The organism is Arthrobacter oryzae, from assembly GCF_030812315.1.
GTDB lineage: Bacteria > Actinomycetota > Actinomycetes > Actinomycetales > Micrococcaceae > Arthrobacter > Arthrobacter oryzae_B.
Genome location: NZ_JAUSSM010000004.1, coordinates 398,417 through 416,062, shown reverse-complemented (window position 1 = coordinate 416,062; position 17,646 = coordinate 398,417). Strand labels below are relative to the sequence as shown.

Below are 17,646 nucleotides of genomic sequence, written 5' to 3'. Positions count from 1 at the left end.
AGGAACCGACAATGGCCGTTGGAGTCTTTGACCTTTTTTCCATCGGAATAGGACCGTCCAGTTCACACACGGTGGGTCCGATGCGGGCCGCCGCGGTGTTCGCCGAAGAGCTGAAGTCGTCCGGGAAACTGGACCGGGTGGCGTCGCTGCGGGTGGACCTGTACGGCTCGCTCGCCGCGACGGGCCACGGCCACGGCACCATGACCGCCATCCTGCTGGGCCTGGAAGGCTTCCACCCCGAGCTGATCCTCCCCGACGAGGTGGAGGAGCGGCTGGCCGCCATCGCCGAGACCGGGAAACTGCAGCTGGCCGGGTCCGTGCAGCTCCCGTACGGGGTGCAGGACATCGTCCTGCGGCCGCTGACCATCCTGCCCAGGCACACCAACGGCATGACGTTTACGGTCTCCGACGCCGACGGGGAAGTCCTGCACAGCGCCACCTTCTTCTCCGTGGGCGGCGGCTTCATCGTCCGCGAAGGCGAGGAAGATGCTGCGCTGAAGGAACTCGATGAGTCCAAGAAGGAGCTGCCGCTGCCGTTCCGCACGGCCGCCGAACTGCTCGGACGCTGCCAGTCCAAGGGACTGTCCATTGGCGAGATCATGTTCGTCAACGAACGTGCCTCCCGGACGGAGGAGGAGATCCGGCAGGGCCTGCTGCACATCTATTCGGTCATGCAGGGCTGCGTGGAAACCAGCCTCAAGCGCGAAGGGCTGCTGCCCGGCGGGCTCAAGGTCCGCCGTCGTGCCCCGGACTGGCACGAGCGGCTCCTGAAGGAAAGCCGGGACCACGATCCCGGCTACCGGGACCCGAAGTACTGGCAGGAATGGGTCAACCTGATCGCCCTTGCCGTGAATGAGGAAAACGCCTCCGGCGGCCGGGTGGTCACCGCCCCGACGAACGGCGCGGCCGGGATCATTCCGGCCGTGCTGTACTACGCCCTGCACTTCGCCCCCGGCATGGACGTGGCCACCCAGGCGGACCGCGACGACGTCGTGGTCAAGTTCCTGCTGACCGCCGCCGCGATCGGGGTGCTGTACAAGGAACAGGCCTCGATCTCCGGCGCCGAAGTGGGCTGCCAGGGCGAGGTGGGATCGGCGTCGTCGATGGCGGCCGCCGGACTGGCCGAAGTCATGGGTGGGACCCCGCAGCAGGTGGAGAACGCCGCGGAAATCGCGATGGAGCACAACCTGGGCCTGACCTGCGACCCGATCGGCGGGCTCGTGCAGATTCCCTGCATCGAACGCAACGCCATCGCCGCGGCGAAGGCCATCAACGCCGCCAAAATGGCGCTCTGGGGCGACGGCACACACCGGGTATCCCTCGACGAGGTCATCGTGACCATGCGCGAAACCGGCAAGGACATGAGCTCCAAATACAAGGAAACCGCCATGGGCGGCCTCGCCGTCAACGTCGTGGAGTGCTGACTCAGTTGTGCAGTGCGGCCCACAAGTTCAGGCTGGCGGCGAACACCAGCCAGGAGACGTAGGGCAACAGCAGGAGGCCGGCTGCACGGCTGATGGGGCCGAAGAACAGGACGGTTACGGTCACAGCGACTATCAGGGCGATGATGACGGCGAAGCCGAGCCAGAGTGCCGCCGTGCCCATTACCGGATAGAGGCCGAAGAACACCGGCGTCCACAACAGGTTCAACAGCAGCTGGATTCCGTAGGCAACCAACGCAGGGGCGGAGCGTTCGGCGCGGCGGCGCCAGACGAGCCACGCGGCCACTGCCATGGCGGTGTAGAGCAGCGTCCAGACCGGGCCGAACACCCAGTTGGGCGGCGACCACGGCGCCTTGTCCGCAGCCACGTACCAGCCGTTCACGTTGCTTACCGTCGCGAACGCGCCCAGCCAGGCGACCAATGCGGAAGCTCCCAGGAACACGGCCAGTCCGAGCACCTGAACGCCGGGGCCAAGGCCCTTTGATCCGTACCCGGTCCTGCTGACAGGCCCGCCGCCGGGACTGGCGCCGGGACTGGCCATGGACTGTTCGTGGTGAGCCTGCATCCTTCAACCCTTGCGAGTCCGGCGTGCCGCGTCAAGCGCCGCACCGACACCGGGCACGTGCGAACAGAGTTCCCCTGTTCACGCTCAGGCCACAGTGCCACTATGGAGCTATGACTGGGGGATACGACCGGGACTTTCTGCGGGCACGCCTTGAGCTGCCCAGTCCACCGGCAGCAACTGTTCTGCTTGACTACATCCACTTTTCGGTCCGGCTGCGGGCCGCCCGCAAACTGGCCGCCGTCGTCGGGGTGAACATCCACGGGCGCGAGCTCGTCCCGCTGGCGCGCCAGGGCACGTGGCATTTCGACCCCCGGATTCCCAAGGAGCAGCAGGCTGGCCCGGACGTCTATAAGAACAACGCGTTCGACCGCGGGCACCTGGTGCGGAGGCTGGACCCGGTCTGGGGGGACGAGGCCACGGCCAGGGGCGCCAACCAGGACACGTTCGCCTTCACTAACGCCGCGCCCCAGGTCGACGACTTCAACCAGGGCAAGGAACTGTGGGTGGGACTTGAAGACCACGTCCTCAACCATGCCGATCTCAACGATGCCAAGCTCAGCGTCCTAACCGGCCCCGTACTTGCGGAGGACGACCTGCCCTACCGCGGTGTCCAGATTCCCAGGAAGTTCTGGAAGATCGCCGCCTGGACCATGGACGGAAAGCTCGCCGCCGCGGGATTCCTGCTGGACCAGTCGCCGCTGCTGGGGAAAGTGGAGCTCAAGAAGGCCATCCGGGAACGGCTTCTGGCGGATGAACCGCCCCCGCTTGGCCCCTTCCGCACGTTCCAGGTCCCGGTTCGGCAGATCGCCGAGCTGACCGGGCTGAGCCTTTCCCGGCTGGAAAACGCGGACCGGCTCGTCAAGAGCCAACGATCACGGGGCAAGGAACCCATGGCGGTACGGCTCGAGTCCATGGAGCAGGTCCGGCTCTGAAACCGTGCCCGCGGGAAGTACCCGGTGAGCGTCCTCCTAGGCATGGCCGATAGACTTATGGATTGCATGCCCGGCATGCAGCCGAAGCAACGCCCGCAAAGATTGGACACCGCGCACTTGCGAGAATTCACCGCCCGCTTTGCCTCCGCCGAGGAGGTCGCCAACTGGGACACCCACGTCACCTCGAACCCGAACGGCGGAAACCTGCTTCAGTCCGAGGCCTTCGCCCAGGTCAAGCAACACTTCGGCTGGAAGCCCCTCCACCTGGTCTATGAGACCCCCGACTACACGAGCTACAACCTGGTACTGGAGAAGTCCTTTCCGGTCCTCGGCAAGCTCTGGTACCTCATCAAAGGGCCGGACGTGGCAACAGTGGAGGACATACCGGGCATTGCGGCGGCAAACGCCGAGTTCGTCAAGCGCGCAAAGCTCGGCGTGTTCGCCATCAAGATCGAGCCCGACATCATCCTCTCCGAGGACGCCCAGCGGGTGATCGAGGGCGCCGGCCTGGTCAAGACCCACAACCTGCAGCCCAACGACTCCACAGCGCTGCTGGACATCGCGCCGGAAGAGAACCAACTGCTGCGGAACCTGCATTCCCGGGGGCGTAACGCCGTCCGACGAGCCATCCGGGAGGGCGTGGAAGTCCACAACGCGGAGCCCACCGAGGAGAACTTCCGGGCCATGTACGGCCTCATGACCACTACGGTGGAAGCGAAGTCGCAGGTCAGGGTCCGGGAATACGAGTACTACCAGAAGTTCTGGACCAACTTCATTGACCGCGGCCAGGGCCGGCTGCTGTTCGTCTACGAGGACGGGGTTCCCTCCGTGGGCGCCTTCGTGATCAACTACGGACGGAAGGGGACGTACAAGGACGGCGGCTCGCTGCAGAAGCGCAGCCAGTACGGGGACTCCCATCTGGTCCAGTGGACGGCGATCAACCAGGTCAAGGAACTCGGCTGCACGGAATACGACTTCTGCGGCACGCCTCCGAGCGACAAACTCAAGGACACCTCCAACCCGTTCCACGGGCTGGGGCTGTTCAAGACGAGTTTCAGCAAGACGGTCACCGACTTCGTGGGATGCTACGACCAAGTAATCAGCCCGCTGAAATACAAGGCCTGGATGGCCGCCGGCGAACGCGTAGCGCGCCAGCTGTACACCCGGCGAACAGGCCAGCAGTTCTACTAAAAAACTTGTGATGCCCTTGAGGAGGCCGCAATGACCAAAGCACCGGACGGTCGCCGCAGGCCGCCCACGGGGGCGCTGCCCCCGACTGAACCACTGACCGCGTCCCAGATACGCCAGAACGCCGCGGCCAAGCGCATGCTCCGCAGGCTGGTACAGGGCGAAAACCCGCCCACGGCCCCCATGAGCATTGTGGACAGGCTCGCGGGGAGCCCCTACGCCAACCCCATGATCCAGGTCGGGGGAGTGGACGCGTCCGCGCGAAAGACCATCGACTTCGCCCTCCATCTGGCCGAGTCCATGTTCCGGTACGGCGCCGGCGCCTTGGAAGTGGAAACCAGCATCATCGCGATCACGGCCGCACTGGGCCTGAAGCACATCGAAGTGGACATCACCAACCAGTCCGTGGCCATCAACTATGCTCCCAAGGACCAGACACCCATCACCCTGCTCCGAGTCGTGCGGTCCTGGACCAACAATTACGCGGGACTGGCCCAAGTGCACCAGCTGGTCACGGAAATCGTGGCCGGCGGTGTGGGCCGCGATGAGGCAGTACGCCGGCTGGACGAAATCGTCCGGAGCTCCAAGCCGTTCCCACGCTGGATGGTCACGGTCGCCTTCGCAGTGTTCGCCGCCGTCTTCGTCGGTGTGCTCGGTGGCGGGCTCGGAGCCTCCGCAGTTGCCTTCGCTTCCAACCTGCTGGTCAGCCTGTTGGCCCGGCAACTGGGCAGGTGGCGCACACCGGACTTCTTTATTACCGCGTCCTGCGCGTTCCTTGTCACCTTCATTGCCCTGCTCCTGTCGCGGTTTGGCAGCCCGGTGGGGATACAGATCGCCCCCGAGATCGTGGTGGTCGGCGGGATCCTGCTGCTGCTTCCCACCGGACGACTCGTCTCCTCGGTACAGGACGCCATCAACGGATTCCCGGTCACGGCGGCCGGCCGTTTCCTGTCGACCATCCTGACCTTCGGCGCCCTCGTGACCGGCATCGCCGTCGGCTTCGTGGTGGTCGCAAAGACCGGCATGGAGCCGATAGACGTCACCAAAACCTTCCCGCCGGCGTACCCGTGGTGGGCAATTGGAGTCTTCGTTGCCATCGCCGTCGTCGCGATCGGGATTACTGAACAGACGAGCTGGAAGCTCCTCCTCCCTACGGCGGCCGTGGGGGCCATCGGCTACCTGGTCCTTATCGGTGGAGAGGCCTTGGGAATCGGTCCGCGCTTTTCCCCGGCCCTGGCCGCCGTCGTCATCGGCCTGCTCGGCCGGGTGGTGGCACTCCGGATGGGCGCCCCGCAACTGGTGGTTGCCGTTCCAGCCGCTCTGATCCTGTTGCCGGGACTCACCATATTCCGGTCCATGTATGTATTGACGATCGAAGAGTCGGATATCCTGCTGGGCGCCGGGGGCATGCTGAACGCAGGGGCGATCGTTCTCGGCGTCGCCGCCGGGATCGTCCTGGGCGATACCTTGGCCCGTCCGCTGACCCGCAGCCTGGCGAGCAACGAACGCCGCCGCGCCCGCCGCCGCTAGCCGGGCACGGCCTCCGTTTCCGGATCAGTCTTCCCCATCGGCCAGCAGCTAGATCTGGCCGATGGGGAGCTTCTTTTCGGCCTGGAAGTCGTCCTCCACGCGCCCGTTGGCCCAGTACCCGGAAAGCGACACCTGCCCGCGCTCGAGGCCCCGCTCACGGAAGAGGACGTCCCGGAGGGACTTCATGTAGCCGCGCTCGCCGTGGGCGAAGACCTGCACCCGGCCGGCGGGCCATTCGGCATCCCGGACGGCGCTGATGAGCAGTTCGCTGGTTCCGGCTGGGACCCCGTTCCGCGGCAGCCAGTTGATCTGCAACCCGGCCGGCACTGCTATGGGCTGGATCTCGGCATCGCTGTCCACCTCCAGGAACGCGAGGCCACGGGCCTCCGGCGGCAACGACTCGATGGCGGCGGCGATTGCCGGGAGGGCGGCCTCGTCACCGGCGAAGAGGTGCCAGTCGGCAGCAGGGTCGGGGTTGTAGCCGCCGCCCGGACCGGTGAACACCAGGGTGTCGCCGGGCTGCGCCTTGGCTGCCCACGGCCCCGCCAGGCCCTCGTCGCCGTGGATGACGAAGTCGATGGCCAGCTCACGCTTTTCTTCATCGACCCAGCGCACCGTGTATGTCCGGGTGTGCGGCCACTGTTCGCGTGGCATCGACTCCCGGACGGCCCAGAGGTCCAGGGGGAGCGGGTAGTCGACGTCGGGCTGGGGGAAGGCGATCTTCACGTACCGGTCGACGTAATCGTTGTTCACAAAGCTGGAGAAGCCTTCGCCGCCGGCCACGATCCGCACCATGTGGGGCGAGAGTTCCTCGCTCCTGAGGACCGTGAGATTCGTCTGGGGACGCGATTTTCGGTTGGCTGAAGTGGCAGCGGGCAGTGAAGTCATGGAAGTAAGGATAGGCTAAGAAACTGGGGGCAGCTCCCAGTCCACGGGTGCGGAACCCTGCGACCGGAGGATTTCGTTGGCCCTGCTGAAGGGGCGGGAACCGAAGAAACCGCGCGCGGCTGACAACGGGCTGGGGTGGGCGCTGGCCAGCACGGGTGCGTTCCCCAGCAGGGGCCGGACGCTCTCGGCATCCTTGCCCCACAGGACGGCCACCAAGGGCATATTGCTGCCGTCGGCGGAGCGCCGTCCGGCCACTGCGGCGATCGCCGCCGTCGTGATGGGCTCCCATCCTTTGCCGCGGTGGGATCCAGCCGCACCGGCGCGGACGGTAAGGACGCGGTTCAGCAGCAGCACCCCCTGCTCCGCCCACTGCGACAGGTCACCGTGGACACGGGACGGAAGGCCCAGGTCCGCTTCAAGTTCCTTGTAGATGTTCGCCAGGCTGCGCGGAATTGGCCGGGTGTGCCCGTCAACTGCGAAGGACAGCCCGATGGCGTGGCCCGGGGTCGGGTAGGGATCCTGGCCCACGATGAGCACCCTGACGTCAGCGAGGGGCCGCCGAAAGGCACGCAACACGTTTGACGGCGCCGGAAGCACCGGGTGCCCGGCCGCCACTTCAGCTGCAAGGAACTCCAGGACGCTGCGCAGTTCCGCTTCGACGGGAGCCAGCGCCGCGGCCCAGTCGGCAGCCACCAACTCCTCCAGCGGCATCCCTGCCATCTCAGCGAAACCCGGAGTCGCACCGGCAGCCGGCTCCAGCTCAAACAAAGCTTCAGAATCAAACACGAGTACATTCTCGCAGTGCTGGACCGCGCAAAGGCGGGCGGCAGTGCTGCCGGGAGCCGGTTCCACTCAGCCCAGCCTCACAGGGGCGCGTCACACTGCGTAAATGACAGGCGTGTTATTCGCCCGTACCATGGAAAGAGACTTTGACCGGATCGAGTGAGGGAGTTTGCCGTGGCCGAACCAGTGCGCGATGACCTGCCACTTGCGGAGACGGGCAGCCAAACCGCGGTGGCGATGGGCTTATTGCCTGCACTGCAACCGGGCTCACTGCTGAGTGAGCGGGACCAGCAGATGCTGGCGCTCGAGCGGCAGTGGTGGAAGTATGCGGGGGCCAAGGAACAGGCTATCCGGGAGCTGTTCGATCTCTCGGCCACCCACTATTACCAGATCCTCAACACGCTGATTGATACCGAGGACGCCGTGGCGCACGACCCGATGCTCGTTAAGAGATTGCGTAGACTACGTACGTCACGCCAACGGGCACGCACGGCGCGCCGTTTGGGCTCGGACGCGTAAGAGTCAGGGCTGAGCAATCAGCAAGTACCAGCAAGGACATCGTTTTACCATGACCAAATACGCTCGGGATGAATTCGACAGGGTCCCGGAGACCTCCTCGCGACAGGGTGTCCACCGGGTCGCTTCCGATGCTCCCCGGCGCCGGCTCGGACCCATTTTGGCCGTCGGTGTTGTGGCGCTCGCCATCGGCCTTGTTGCCTTCCTGTTTCTGCCCAAGCTGGGATTCGCTCCCACCGGCAGCCCGCTCATGGCGGCAGGGTCCGCCCTGGAAAGCCCCTCCGCTTCCCCCTCCGCCGAGGCGTCGCAGGGCACCGCTTCCCAGAGCGCCGAGCCGAGCGTGGAGCCGAGTGTGACTCCGTCTGCCAGCGAAACACTTCCGAACAGCGGCACTCCCTCCACCGCTCCCGAAGAAGAGGCGGCGGCTCTTGACAAGTCCCAGCCAGTGGCGGTCTACAACGGAACCACGACTGCAGGACTTGCGGGCCGGGTCAGCGGCACCGTTTCGGCGGATGGCTGGACACTCGGTCCGGTGGGCAACTGGGGCGGAATGCCGGCGCAGACTTCCGTGATCTACTACAGCGGGGCTGAGCAAAAGGCCAACGCCGAGGCATTGGGCGAGCTCCTTAACATCACCTCGCTGGTGGACTCCACCGAGTTCCAGCAGCCTGTCGTGGTGGTCCTCGGGCCGGGCTTCCAGTAAGGGAAATTCGGTTACGCCTGAATAACTATTGGGCGCTCGCAGGCCGCAGTCCTGCGCCCGGCAACGGCAATAGCTAGAGTGATTCCGGATGCTGCGCCTAACGCGCGGAACGTCCCGACGGCGCACAGAGACGTGGGCCGAACAGAAGCAACCGGAAAGTGTGGGCAACATGGCATTGGGAACCGTCAAATGGTTCAACGCCGAAAAAGGCTATGGCTTCATCACCGTTGACGGCTCCGGCGACGATGTGTTCGTCCACTGGTCTGCCATCGAGGGCGAGGGCTATCGGGCCCTGGACGAAGGGCAGCGCGTCCAGCTCGAAGTCGGCGAAGGCGAAAAGGGTCCGCAGGCAGAGAACGTCCGGCCGGCCTGATGCTTCCTTCCGCGGCGGTGCATGGCACAACGATCACTGCCCGCTCCGGCGGTGCGCGGCGGCGCTTCCCTGCTGCTGCGGTGCTCGCCGCGGGCACGGCGCTGGTGCTGGCTGGCTGCTCTGGCCAGAGCGGCAACGCGCGTGTCGACACGGCTGATGCCGGCGGCGACGGGACGCTGCGGATCGGCCTGATCCTGGACAACACGGGAAAGCAGTCGTTCCTGAACGCCTCGCAGCTGGCGGCGGCCAAGCTCGCCGTCGAGGAGATCAACGCCGCAGGGGGCCACAAGGGGCGTCCGGTGGAGCTGCTCCCTGCGGAAATCGGCGAGGACACTATCGCCCGGGCCAAGGAACTCGTGGCCGCGAAGGCGGATGTCGTCATCGGTCCCACTGACTCGAGCCGTGCTCCAGGGGCCATAGATGTCCTGGCGCGCGCCAAAGTGGCGATGATTTCTCCGGCCAATTCCGCGCACGGACTCTCCCGGTACAGGAGCGGCGGGTACTACTTCCGCACGTCAGCGGCCGACGTGGCCCAGGCCCCCGTTCTGGTTAAACTGGCCAAGGACGGCGGTGCCCGGACACTAACGGTCGTGCACGAGGAAGGCAGCTACGGCAAGGACGTCTCAGTGGCGGTGGCCGCCGCCGCCAAGGCAGCCGGTCTTGGCATCGTGGCAGACGCCGAATTCGCGCCCGGCCAGACGCAGCAGGCGGCGGCGGCCACCAAGGCCGCCGGCCCTGATGCCGTCATCCTGGTGGCACGCTCCGGCGCCCAGGGCGCCATTGCGGAACTCAACAACGAGGGTCTTGCCGGCAAGAAGCTGGTCCTCAGCGACGGCGCCATCAACCAGTACGGCTCTGCTCTCGGATCCAACGCCCTCGACGGCGCCCGCGGGATCCTCCCCGGGGTGTTCCCCTCGGCACACTTCCAGGCTGAACTCGTGGCGGTTGACCCCGCCCTCCAGGACATGACATTTGCCGCGGAAACCTACGACGCCGTTAACCTGGCGGCCATAGCCGCGGCAGCGGCCCAGGACGACGCCGGATCCTCCATTGCAGCGAAGCTGATCTCCGTCTCCGGCGGGAGCGCGAAGTCCGGAGGAACAGTGCCGTCCGCGGCCGCGGGAGCGCCCGCGGACGCGGCCTCGGTGTGCAAAAACTACAGGGAGTGTGTCGATGCCATCAAGGCGGGAAAGCCTGCGGATTATGACGGCGAGTCCGGCCGGGTCGGCTTCGATGACAACGGGGACGTAACCTCGGCCAACTACATGGTGTTCACTTATGGCCCGGACAACAAGGCCAGGATGAGCGGCAGCGAAACCGCTGCCCGCACCGGCGGCTGATCGCTCCTAGCGTAGTGCGGGCCGCAGCCGGGCCGTTTCCGGCAGTCGCTGCTTGCACTCTCCCCGGGGGAGTGCTAATTATTGACTTAGCACTCCCACGGACTGACTGCTAACTCGACGCCCGGTTCCGGCCGGTAGCGGAGTAAGCAGGAAGGACAAGGAGCGAAAGAAATACCTTGCTGGGGTGAGATCCCATCCGCGCGGCATACAGAGGCCGACGGTGAAGGGTCGTCCGTCGCGGGCACCGCAGCGAAGGTTCATTCTTAACGACTGTCCCGAAAGGACTACTGCCGTTATGGCCAAGATCATTGCATTTGATGAAGAGGCACGCCGCGGTCTTGAGCGGGGCCTGAACATCCTCGCCGACGCCGTCAAGGTCACCCTCGGCCCGCGTGGACGCAACGTCGTCCTCGAAAAGAAGTGGGGCGCCCCCACGATCACCAACGATGGTGTTTCCATCGCCAAGGAGATCGAGCTGGACGATCCCTACGAGAAGATCGGCGCCGAGCTGGTCAAGGAAGTTGCCAAGAAGACGGACGACGTCGCTGGCGACGGCACCACCACGGCAACCGTGCTGGCACAGGCCCTGGTCAAGGAAGGCCTGCGCAACGTCGCGGCCGGCGCTGACCCGCTGTCCCTGAAGCGCGGCATCGAGAAGGCTGTTGAAGCCGTCACCACCGAGCTGCTCGCATCCGCCAAGGAAATCGAAACCAAGGAAGAGATCGCCGCCACGGCATCCATCTCCGCCGGTGACGATGAAATCGGCGCGCTGATCGCCGAAGCACTGGACAAGGTCGGCAAGGAAGGTGTTATCACCGTCGAGGAGTCCAACACCTTCGGCCTCGAGCTTGAGCTCACCGAAGGTATGCGCTTCGACAAGGGTTACATCTCCGCTTACTTCGTCACCGACGCTGAGCGCCAGGAAACGGTCCTCGAGGATCCGTACATCCTGATCGTCAACTCCAAGATCTCCAACGTCAAGGAACTGGTTGCTGTCCTCGAAAAGGTCATGCAGTCCAGCAAGCCGCTGCTGATCATTGCCGAAGACATCGAGGGCGAGGCCCTGGCCACCCTGATCGTCAACAAGATCCGTGGCACCTTCAAGTCCGTCGCCGTCAAGGCTCCGGGCTTCGGCGACCGCCGCAAGGCGCAGCTCGCGGACATCGCCATCCTCACCGGTGGCCAGGTCATCTCTGAGGAAGTCGGCCTCAAGCTTGAGACCGCCGGCCTCGAACTCCTGGGCAAGGCACGCAAGGTTGTTGTCACCAAGGACGAGACCACCATCGTCGAAGGTGCCGGCGACGCCGACCAGATCGCCGGCCGCGTTTCCCAGATCCGTGCCGAGATCGAGAACTCCGATTCGGACTACGACCGCGAGAAGCTGCAGGAACGCCTGGCCAAGCTGGCCGGCGGCGTTGCAGTCATCAAGGCCGGTGCCGCTACCGAGGTTGAACTCAAGGAACGCAAGCACCGCATTGAGGACGCTGTCCGCAACGCCAAGGCTGCTGTTGAAGAAGGCATCGTCGCCGGTGGCGGCGTTGCCCTCATCCAGGCCGGTGCCAAGGCATTCGCCAACCTGCAGCTTGAAGGCGACGAAGCAACGGGCGCCAACATCGTCCGCGTTGCCATTGACGCACCGCTGAAGCAGATCGCATTCAACGCCGGCCTCGAGCCGGGCGTTGTTGTGGACAAGGTCCGCGGCCTGCCTGCAGGCCACGGCCTGAACGCTGCAACCGGACAGTACGTTGACCTGCTGGCTGCCGGCATCAACGACCCCGTCAAGGTAACGCGCTCTGCACTGCAGAACGCTGCTTCCATCGCGGGTCTGTTCCTTACCACCGAGGCCGTAGTGGCCGACAAGCCGGAGAAGAACGCTCCGGCCATGGGTGGCGGCGACGAGATGGGCGGCATGGGCGGTTTCTAACCTGCCCAACCGCGCCTAGCGCACACACGAAGTGCGGCTCCCTCGATTCGAGGGGGCCGCACTTTGCTTTTATCGCCCAGGCACATAACCACAATGTCGGGCCGGTCTGGCAGGATAGTGCGGTGACGATTACTGCAGCAGCCGATGGTTCGGCTTTAGGAAATCCCGGCCCGGCCGGATGGGCCTGGTACGTGAACGATGACTGCTGGCGGGCGGGCGGCTGGCCGCACGGCACAAACAACCAGGGCGAGCTGATGGCGGTGCTCGATCTTTTCCGCTGCACGGCGCACCTTCCGGACGAGGAACTGCACATCCTGTGCGACAGCCAATACGTGATCAACTCGGTCACCAAATGGATGCCGGGGTGGAAGCGCAAGGGCTGGCGCAAGGCCGACGGCAAGCCCGTGCTGAACGTGGAGATCCTTCGCGAAATCGACCAGGCGCTTTCCGGACGCAAGTACCGGTTCGAATGGGTCCGCGGTCACGCTGGCCATGACTTGAACGAGGCCGCTGACGACCGCGCACGGGCAGCAGCGACTGCCTATCAGCAGGGTGTTGCAGTGCGGTCAGGGCCGGGTTTTGTCCGCGGGGACGGGGCCGCCACGGCTGCCGCTGCCAAGGCGCCGGAGCGTCAGGGGCCCGTAACCCCGACGGGGAACCGCACTCAGCCGGATCTATTAAGCGAGCCTGACCTTTTCAGTGAGTTGGATGCGGATCCCTTCGCTGTCCAGGCCGGGCCGGAAGCAGCACCCGAGGCCATTGTTGAAGCACTTGAACGGGAGTTGCTCCGCCCGGACACCCGCGCCGACATCGGGCGTACAGGAGTGCTGCTGCACCCGGAGTTTACGGAGATCGGCACCTCAGGACGGCTGTGGACGCGCGACTCAATGATGATGGCGATCGAGGAGAACCCCGGTGGCGGTGCCGAACTGGACGTGATCAGCGCCGATCGGCTCGGAGGTGAGGCAGTCCTGTTGACCTACCGCAGCCAGGGCAGGGCCGGGTCCTCCCTCCGCAGCTCGCTCTGGGTGCTCGACGGCACCCAGTGGCGGCTCCGCTTCCACCAGGGAACACCGGAGGCTTAGTCCGCCTCAGCTGAACCGCTGGGTATTGCCCTGCTCGGCCTGGGCGTAGGTGGCCGCCGCCGTGGTGAGGGCAAGATTGATGGAGGCGAGGGAAGCCTCCACCTTGCCCTGGGTGAGGGTCCACTCCGTGATCAGCGCCTGGAAGTTGGTGGCAGCTGATCCGCGCCACGTGCCCTGCAGCTCATCCAGCCCGCGTTTCATTGTCTGGACGTCCGCGCTGATGCGGTCCACTGTGGCCTTGACGTTGGCTGATTTGAGCTGGAGCAGTTCGGTATCAACAGAGATGATGCTCATGGTTATGCCCTTCGACGCTGTTCGGAAGCTTGTTCAAGCCTGCGGACGGCCCTGGTGTTCGGGACCGTTACGTCGAGCCTAGGAACAGAGCGGAAACCCGCGCTACAGCAGTCGCCTATATGTGGACAACTTCGCCGCCGTCGTCGCCTGCGGCAGCTGCCTGTTCTGCTCCCGCGTCCTGACACGGAAGGCTGACCACCATGGTGGCACCGCCGCCGTCGGTCTGTTCCACCCGGACGGAGCCGGCGTGGGATCCCACGATGGCCGCCACGATGGCCAGCCCGAGACCGCTACCGCCTGTTTCTCGGGTCCTGGACGTATCCGCCCGGTAAAAGCGTTCAAAGATCCGGGGAGCCTCGTCCTCGGAGATCCCTGGTCCGTGGTCGCGCACCTCGATGACAGAGAAGCGTTGGCCGGCGTCGCCGGTCCGCACACCCACGGCGAGCTCAAGGGGCGTTCCGCCAGGGGTATAGCGGAGGGCATTGCCCACCAGGTTTCCCACCACCTGGCGAAGCTTCGCCTCATCGCCCAGCACCGGCGCAGGGGACGGCGGGCCGCCGTCCAGGCCGGTCAGCGAAATGGTCCGGTCCCGGTCGCTGGCCTGGGTGTCCACCACCGCGTCGTTGGCGAGAAGGAGAAGGTCCACGGGCTTCTGCTGCAGGGGGCGTTGCTCGTCCAGCCGTGCCAGGAGCAGGAGGTCCTCCACCATGGAGCCCATACGCTTGGCTTCGCTTTCGATTCGACCCATCGCGGTGGCCACGTCCTCTTCCGTGGTGAGTGCGCCCTGGCGGTAGAGCTCCGAGAACCCGCGGATCGTCACGAGGGGCGTGCGGAGTTCATGGGAAGCGTCAGCGGCGAAGCGGCGCATCCGCTCCTCGGAGGCCATCCTGGCTGCGAAGGCTGACTCAATATGGCTGAGCATCGCGTTGAGGGAGCCGCCCAGCCGGCCAACTTCCGTGGCCGGATTCTCCACATCGACGCGGCGCGAGAGGTCACCCGCGGCGATGGCGGCCGCCGTCTTTTCGACGCGTGCCAAGGGGCGGAAGGACCGGGACACAGTCCAGGTGGCAATGAAGAAGGCAAGCACCAGGGTCAGGAAGCCCACTCCGATCACCACCAGCGCAGCGTGTTCCACGACGGAGTCCACCGGGGCCAGCGGCAGCCCGATGATCACGACGGCGTTGCGCTGGTTCCCGTCCAGTACGTTCAACGCCACGACGCGCCAGTTGCGCCCGTCCGTTCCGCGGACCTGGAAGGGGTCAAGATCGAGCCTCTTGGCTTCCGCCGGGGAAAGGCTGTCGATGTCCGGGTGCGAGTCCTTGCTGCCGCCGAAGGGGAAGGCCTCCTGGTCCGGCCGCAGGAGCATCAGGGAGTAGTCCGTCGGGATGTTCGGATTCTGTTCCTGCAACTGGCTGAAGGACTGCTGCTGCCTCACGGAATTGACCGCGACCTTGAGCTTGTCGTCCACCTGCCCCTGCAGATAGCTGTGCAGGAGTGTCAGCGTGCCGGACCCGGTCACAGCGAGTGCCACCAGCATCAGGGCCATCATGATGGCCACCAGCTGGGAACGCAGTGAGGCCGACTTCCAACGGTGCAGCAAGGTCAGCGCTTTTCGGCTGTCCGCAGTACGTAGCCCACGCCGCGCTTGGTCTGGATCAGGGCAGGGGCATCGGGATCGATGTCCACTTTGCGGCGCAGGTAGGAGATGTAGGACTCCACAATCGAGGCATCGCCGTTGAAGTCGTATTCCCAGACATGGTCCAGGATCTGGGACTTGGAAAGGACCCGGTTCGGGTTCAGCATGAGGTAGCGCAGGAGCTTGAACTCGGTGGGCGAGAGCTCAATGACGGTGCCGCCGCGGCGCACCTCGTGGGCATCGTCGTCGAGCTCCAGATCGTCCACCCGGATCACGGCGTCGTCGTCAACCATGGGCTGGGTGCGCCGCAGCACGGCGCGGATCCGGGCCACCACCTCGTCCAGGCTGAAGGGCTTGGTGACGTAGTCGTCGCCGCCGACGGTGAGGCCGGTGACCTTGTCTTCGGTGTCATCCTTGGCCGTGAGGAAGAGGACGGGGAAGTGCTTGCCGGCGGCCCGCAGCCGCCGGGTCACCGTGAAGCCGTCCATGTCCGGCAGCATGACGTCGAGCACCGCGAGGTCCGGGGCGTGGAGCTCGGCTGCGGCGAGGGCGTCGCGTCCGTTGCCGGCCGAGACGACCTCGAAGCCGGCGAACCTCAGCGATGTGGAGAGCAGCTCGCGGATGTTTGGTTCATCATCGACGACGAGCAGCTTGGCTTCGGGACCGTTCTTTTTCATACCTCCCATGATGCTCCCAGAAACTGGGAGTTTTCTGAATGAATGTTGTGTGTCCCATGTGCCCGGCCCTCGGGAACCCGCTCAGGTGGCCGTGGGATTCCGTCCGACGTCCTTGGCATCCATGATCCGGTAGGCATACCCCTGCTCGGCAAGGAACCGCTGGCGCTTCGCTGCGAAGTCCTGGTCGAGCGTGTCCCGTGCCACCAGTGAATAGAAACGCGCCGCGCGGCCGTCTTTTTTGGGGCGGAGCAGGCGGCCCAGGCGCTGGGCCTCCTCCTGCCGGGAACCGAACGAACCGGACACCTGGATGGCTACTGAGGCTTCGGGAAGATCAATGGAGAAGTTGGCCACCTTGGATACCACGAGGGTCTGCACCTCGCCCGTCCTGAAGGCATCGAACAGTTTCTGGCGCTCCTTCACGGACGTGTCACCCTTGATCACTGGAGCCTGCAGCCGTTCACCCAGCTCGTCGAGCTGGTCGATGTACTGACCGATGACCAGGAGTTGCTCACCCCGGTGCTGCTCCACCAGTTGTTCCACCACGGTGGTCTTGGTTTCGGACGTGGCGCACAGCCGGTATTTGTCGGCGTCCTCGGCCATGGCGTACGCAACACGTTCGTCGTGCGGCAGGTCCACCCTGACCTCCACGCAGTCTGCCGGGGCGATGTAGCCCTGGGCCTCGATGTCCTTCCACGGCGCGTCGTAGCGCTTCGGGCCGATAAGGCTGAACACCTCGCCTTCGCGGCCGTCCTCGCGCACCAGGGTTGCCGTCAGGCCAAGCCGACGCCGGGCCTGGAGGTCCGCCGTCATCCGGAAGATGGGTGCCGGCAGCAGGTGGACCTCGTCGTAGATGATCAGGCCCCAGTCGTGGCCGTCCAGCAGTTCCAGATGGGCATAGAGTCCGCCGCGTTTCGTCGTGAGGACCTGGTACGTCGCGATCGTGACCGGGCGGACTTCCTTGACCGAGCCGGAGTACTCGCCGATCTCGTCCGCCGTCAGCGACGTCCGCTTGATGAGCTCGTCCTTCCATTGCCGGGCGGACACGGTGTTTGTCACCAGGATCAGCACGGTGGTGGAGCTGGTGGCCATGGCCGCCGCGCCCACGAGCGTCTTGCCTGCGCCGCAGGGAAGCACCACCACTCCGCTGCCGCCGGCCCAGAAGTTCTCCGTGGCCAGCTTCTGGTAGGGCCGGAGCTTCCAGCCGGATTCATTGAGCATGATGGGGTGCGGCGTGCCGTCCACATAGCCGGCCAGGTCCTCGGCGGGCCAGCCGATCTTGAGGAGCAGCTGCTTCAGCTGCCCCCGCTGCGAGGAATGGACCACCACGGTTTCGCCGTCGATGCGCGGGCCCAGCAGCGGCTGGATCTTCTTGGCCCGGCAGACTTCCTCGAGTACGGGGTAATCGTTGGTCCGCATCACCAGCCCGTGCTGCGGATCCTTTTCCAACCGCAGCCGGCCGTACCGTGACATGGTTTCTTCGATGTCGATGAGCAGGGAATGCGGCACGGGGAAACGTGAATACTTCAGGAGGGTGTCCAGCACACGCTCCGCGTCCAGGCCGGCGGCACGGGCATTCCACAGGCCCAACGGGGTGAGACGGTAGCTGTGGACGTGCTCCGGCGCGCGCTCAAGCTCGGCGAAGGCGGCGATGGCGTGCCTGGCCTCCGTTGCCTGCTCATGGTCCACTTCGAGCAGGATCGTTTTGTCACTCTGGACGATCAGGGGGCCGTCGTTCACGGCGCCAACGCCCTTGGGCTTCCGGTCGGGTGG

Annotated in this window: 17 protein-coding genes; 10 read left to right on the top strand and 7 right to left on the bottom strand. The window is 65.4% G+C overall.

The annotated features are described in order from the left end of the window. Positions 1-11: 11 nt before the first annotated feature. On the top strand, positions 12-1,424 hold the full coding sequence (locus tag J2S97_RS11115; RefSeq protein WP_307049310.1) for an L-serine ammonia-lyase: 1,413 nt from the start codon (positions 12-14) through the stop codon (positions 1,422-1,424). A gap of 1 nt (position 1,425) precedes the next feature. On the opposite strand, the gene J2S97_RS11110 is transcribed toward J2S97_RS11115, so the two are convergent. Next, positions 1,426-2,007, bottom strand: coding sequence for a TspO/MBR family protein (locus J2S97_RS11110; protein ID WP_307049308.1), 582 nt, complete (start codon positions 2,005-2,007; stop codon positions 1,426-1,428). Positions 2,008-2,117: 110 nt separating this feature from the next. Between J2S97_RS11110 and J2S97_RS11105 the strand changes: the two genes are divergently transcribed. From J2S97_RS11105 to J2S97_RS11095, 3 genes are all read left to right on the top strand, one after another. Continuing rightward, positions 2,118-2,939 (top strand): DNA/RNA non-specific endonuclease, encoded by an 822-nt coding sequence (locus J2S97_RS11105; protein ID WP_307049306.1) that lies wholly within the window; start codon positions 2,118-2,120, stop codon positions 2,937-2,939. 117 nt (positions 2,940-3,056) lie between these two features. Then, positions 3,057-4,130, top strand: a complete 1,074-nt coding sequence (locus J2S97_RS11100) for a lipid II:glycine glycyltransferase FemX (protein WP_307049304.1) — start codon at positions 3,057-3,059, stop codon at positions 4,128-4,130. A gap of 30 nt (positions 4,131-4,160) precedes the next feature. Then, positions 4,161-5,657, top strand: a complete 1,497-nt coding sequence (locus J2S97_RS11095; RefSeq protein ID WP_307049302.1) for a threonine/serine exporter family protein — start codon at positions 4,161-4,163, stop codon at positions 5,655-5,657. Positions 5,658-5,705: 48 nt separating this feature from the next. Here J2S97_RS11095 and J2S97_RS11090 read toward each other — a convergent pair whose 3' ends face one another. Further along, complete coding sequence (locus J2S97_RS11090) at positions 5,706-6,545, bottom strand: siderophore-interacting protein (protein ID WP_307049300.1); 840 nt, start codon at positions 6,543-6,545, stop codon at positions 5,706-5,708. Positions 6,546-6,560: 15 nt separating this feature from the next. Then, positions 6,561-7,331: a uracil-DNA glycosylase gene (locus J2S97_RS11085; protein WP_307049298.1), complete on the bottom strand. Its 771-nt coding sequence runs from the start codon at positions 7,329-7,331 to the stop codon at positions 6,561-6,563. Positions 7,332-7,502: 171 nt separating this feature from the next. Here J2S97_RS11085 and J2S97_RS11080 point away from each other — a divergent pair, with 171 nt between their 5' ends. The 6 genes from J2S97_RS11080 to J2S97_RS11055 all read left to right on the top strand — a co-directional run bounded on the left by J2S97_RS11080 (position 7,503) and on the right by J2S97_RS11055 (position 13,269). Beyond that, positions 7,503-7,847 carry a DUF3263 domain-containing protein gene (locus tag J2S97_RS11080; RefSeq protein WP_373460540.1) on the top strand — a complete coding sequence of 115 codons (345 nt, stop codon included), beginning with the start codon at positions 7,503-7,505 and terminating at the stop codon, positions 7,845-7,847. Positions 7,848-7,896: 49 nt separating this feature from the next. Further along, positions 7,897-8,547 carry a LytR C-terminal domain-containing protein gene (locus tag J2S97_RS11075; protein WP_307049296.1) on the top strand — a complete coding sequence of 217 codons (651 nt, stop codon included), beginning with the start codon at positions 7,897-7,899 and terminating at the stop codon, positions 8,545-8,547. Positions 8,548-8,716: 169 nt separating this feature from the next. Next, positions 8,717-8,920, top strand: a complete 204-nt coding sequence (locus J2S97_RS11070; protein ID WP_307049294.1) for a cold-shock protein — start codon at positions 8,717-8,719, stop codon at positions 8,918-8,920. Then, the gene (locus tag J2S97_RS11065; protein WP_307049292.1) at positions 8,920-10,260 is read left to right on the top strand and encodes an ABC transporter substrate-binding protein; all 1,341 of its coding nucleotides are present in this window, start codon (positions 8,920-8,922) and stop codon (positions 10,258-10,260) included. Before J2S97_RS11070 ends, J2S97_RS11065 begins: the two co-directional genes overlap by 1 nt. A gap of 295 nt (positions 10,261-10,555) precedes the next feature. Then, positions 10,556-12,184, top strand: a complete 1,629-nt coding sequence (gene groL, locus J2S97_RS11060; protein WP_028271321.1) for a chaperonin GroEL — start codon at positions 10,556-10,558, stop codon at positions 12,182-12,184. A 122-nt stretch (positions 12,185-12,306) separates the two neighbouring features. Beyond that, positions 12,307-13,269, top strand: coding sequence for a ribonuclease HI family protein (locus tag J2S97_RS11055; RefSeq protein WP_307049290.1), 963 nt, complete (start codon positions 12,307-12,309; stop codon positions 13,267-13,269). A gap of 6 nt (positions 13,270-13,275) precedes the next feature. On the opposite strand, the gene J2S97_RS11050 is transcribed toward J2S97_RS11055, so the two are convergent. The 4 genes from J2S97_RS11050 to J2S97_RS11035 form a co-directional block, all read right to left on the bottom strand. Continuing rightward, a complete protein-coding gene (locus tag J2S97_RS11050; RefSeq protein ID WP_307049288.1) occupies positions 13,276-13,563 on the bottom strand; it encodes a WXG100 family type VII secretion target in 288 nt (95 codons plus the stop codon). Between the two features lie 115 nt (positions 13,564-13,678). Then, on the bottom strand, positions 13,679-15,163 hold the full coding sequence (locus tag J2S97_RS11045) for a sensor histidine kinase (protein WP_307049286.1): 1,485 nt from the start codon (positions 15,161-15,163) through the stop codon (positions 13,679-13,681). A 2-nt stretch (positions 15,164-15,165) separates the two neighbouring features. Beyond that, positions 15,166-15,876 (bottom strand): response regulator transcription factor, encoded by a 711-nt coding sequence (locus J2S97_RS11040; protein WP_307049284.1) that lies wholly within the window; start codon positions 15,874-15,876, stop codon positions 15,166-15,168. Between the two features lie 81 nt (positions 15,877-15,957). Then, the gene (locus J2S97_RS11035; protein WP_307049282.1) at positions 15,958-17,613 is read right to left on the bottom strand and encodes a DNA repair helicase XPB; all 1,656 of its coding nucleotides are present in this window, start codon (positions 17,611-17,613) and stop codon (positions 15,958-15,960) included. Between the last annotated feature and the right edge of the window lie 33 nt (positions 17,614-17,646).

Bases quoted from the DNA above. Each gene is read 5' to 3' on its own strand.
- J2S97_RS11115 (WP_307049310.1), top strand. From the start codon at position 12: ATGGCCGTTGGAGTCTTTGACCTTTTTTCCATCGGAATAGGACCGTCC.
- J2S97_RS11110 (WP_307049308.1), bottom strand. From the start codon at position 2,007: ATGCAGGCTCACCACGAACAGTCCATGGCCAGTCCCGGCGCCAGTCCC.
- J2S97_RS11105 (WP_307049306.1), top strand. From the start codon at position 2,118: ATGACTGGGGGATACGACCGGGACTTTCTGCGGGCACGCCTTGAGCTG.
- J2S97_RS11095 (WP_307049302.1), top strand. From the start codon at position 4,161: ATGACCAAAGCACCGGACGGTCGCCGCAGGCCGCCCACGGGGGCGCTG.
- J2S97_RS11090 (WP_307049300.1), bottom strand. From the start codon at position 6,545: ATGACTTCACTGCCCGCTGCCACTTCAGCCAACCGAAAATCGCGTCCC.
- J2S97_RS11075 (WP_307049296.1), top strand. From the start codon at position 7,897: ATGACCAAATACGCTCGGGATGAATTCGACAGGGTCCCGGAGACCTCC.
- J2S97_RS11070 (WP_307049294.1), top strand. From the start codon at position 8,717: ATGGCATTGGGAACCGTCAAATGGTTCAACGCCGAAAAAGGCTATGGC.
- J2S97_RS11065 (WP_307049292.1), top strand. From the start codon at position 8,920: ATGCTTCCTTCCGCGGCGGTGCATGGCACAACGATCACTGCCCGCTCC.
- groL (WP_028271321.1), top strand. From the start codon at position 10,556: ATGGCCAAGATCATTGCATTTGATGAAGAGGCACGCCGCGGTCTTGAG.
- J2S97_RS11050 (WP_307049288.1), bottom strand. From the start codon at position 13,563: ATGAGCATCATCTCTGTTGATACCGAACTGCTCCAGCTCAAATCAGCC.
- J2S97_RS11040 (WP_307049284.1), bottom strand. From the start codon at position 15,876: ATGAAAAAGAACGGTCCCGAAGCCAAGCTGCTCGTCGTCGATGATGAA.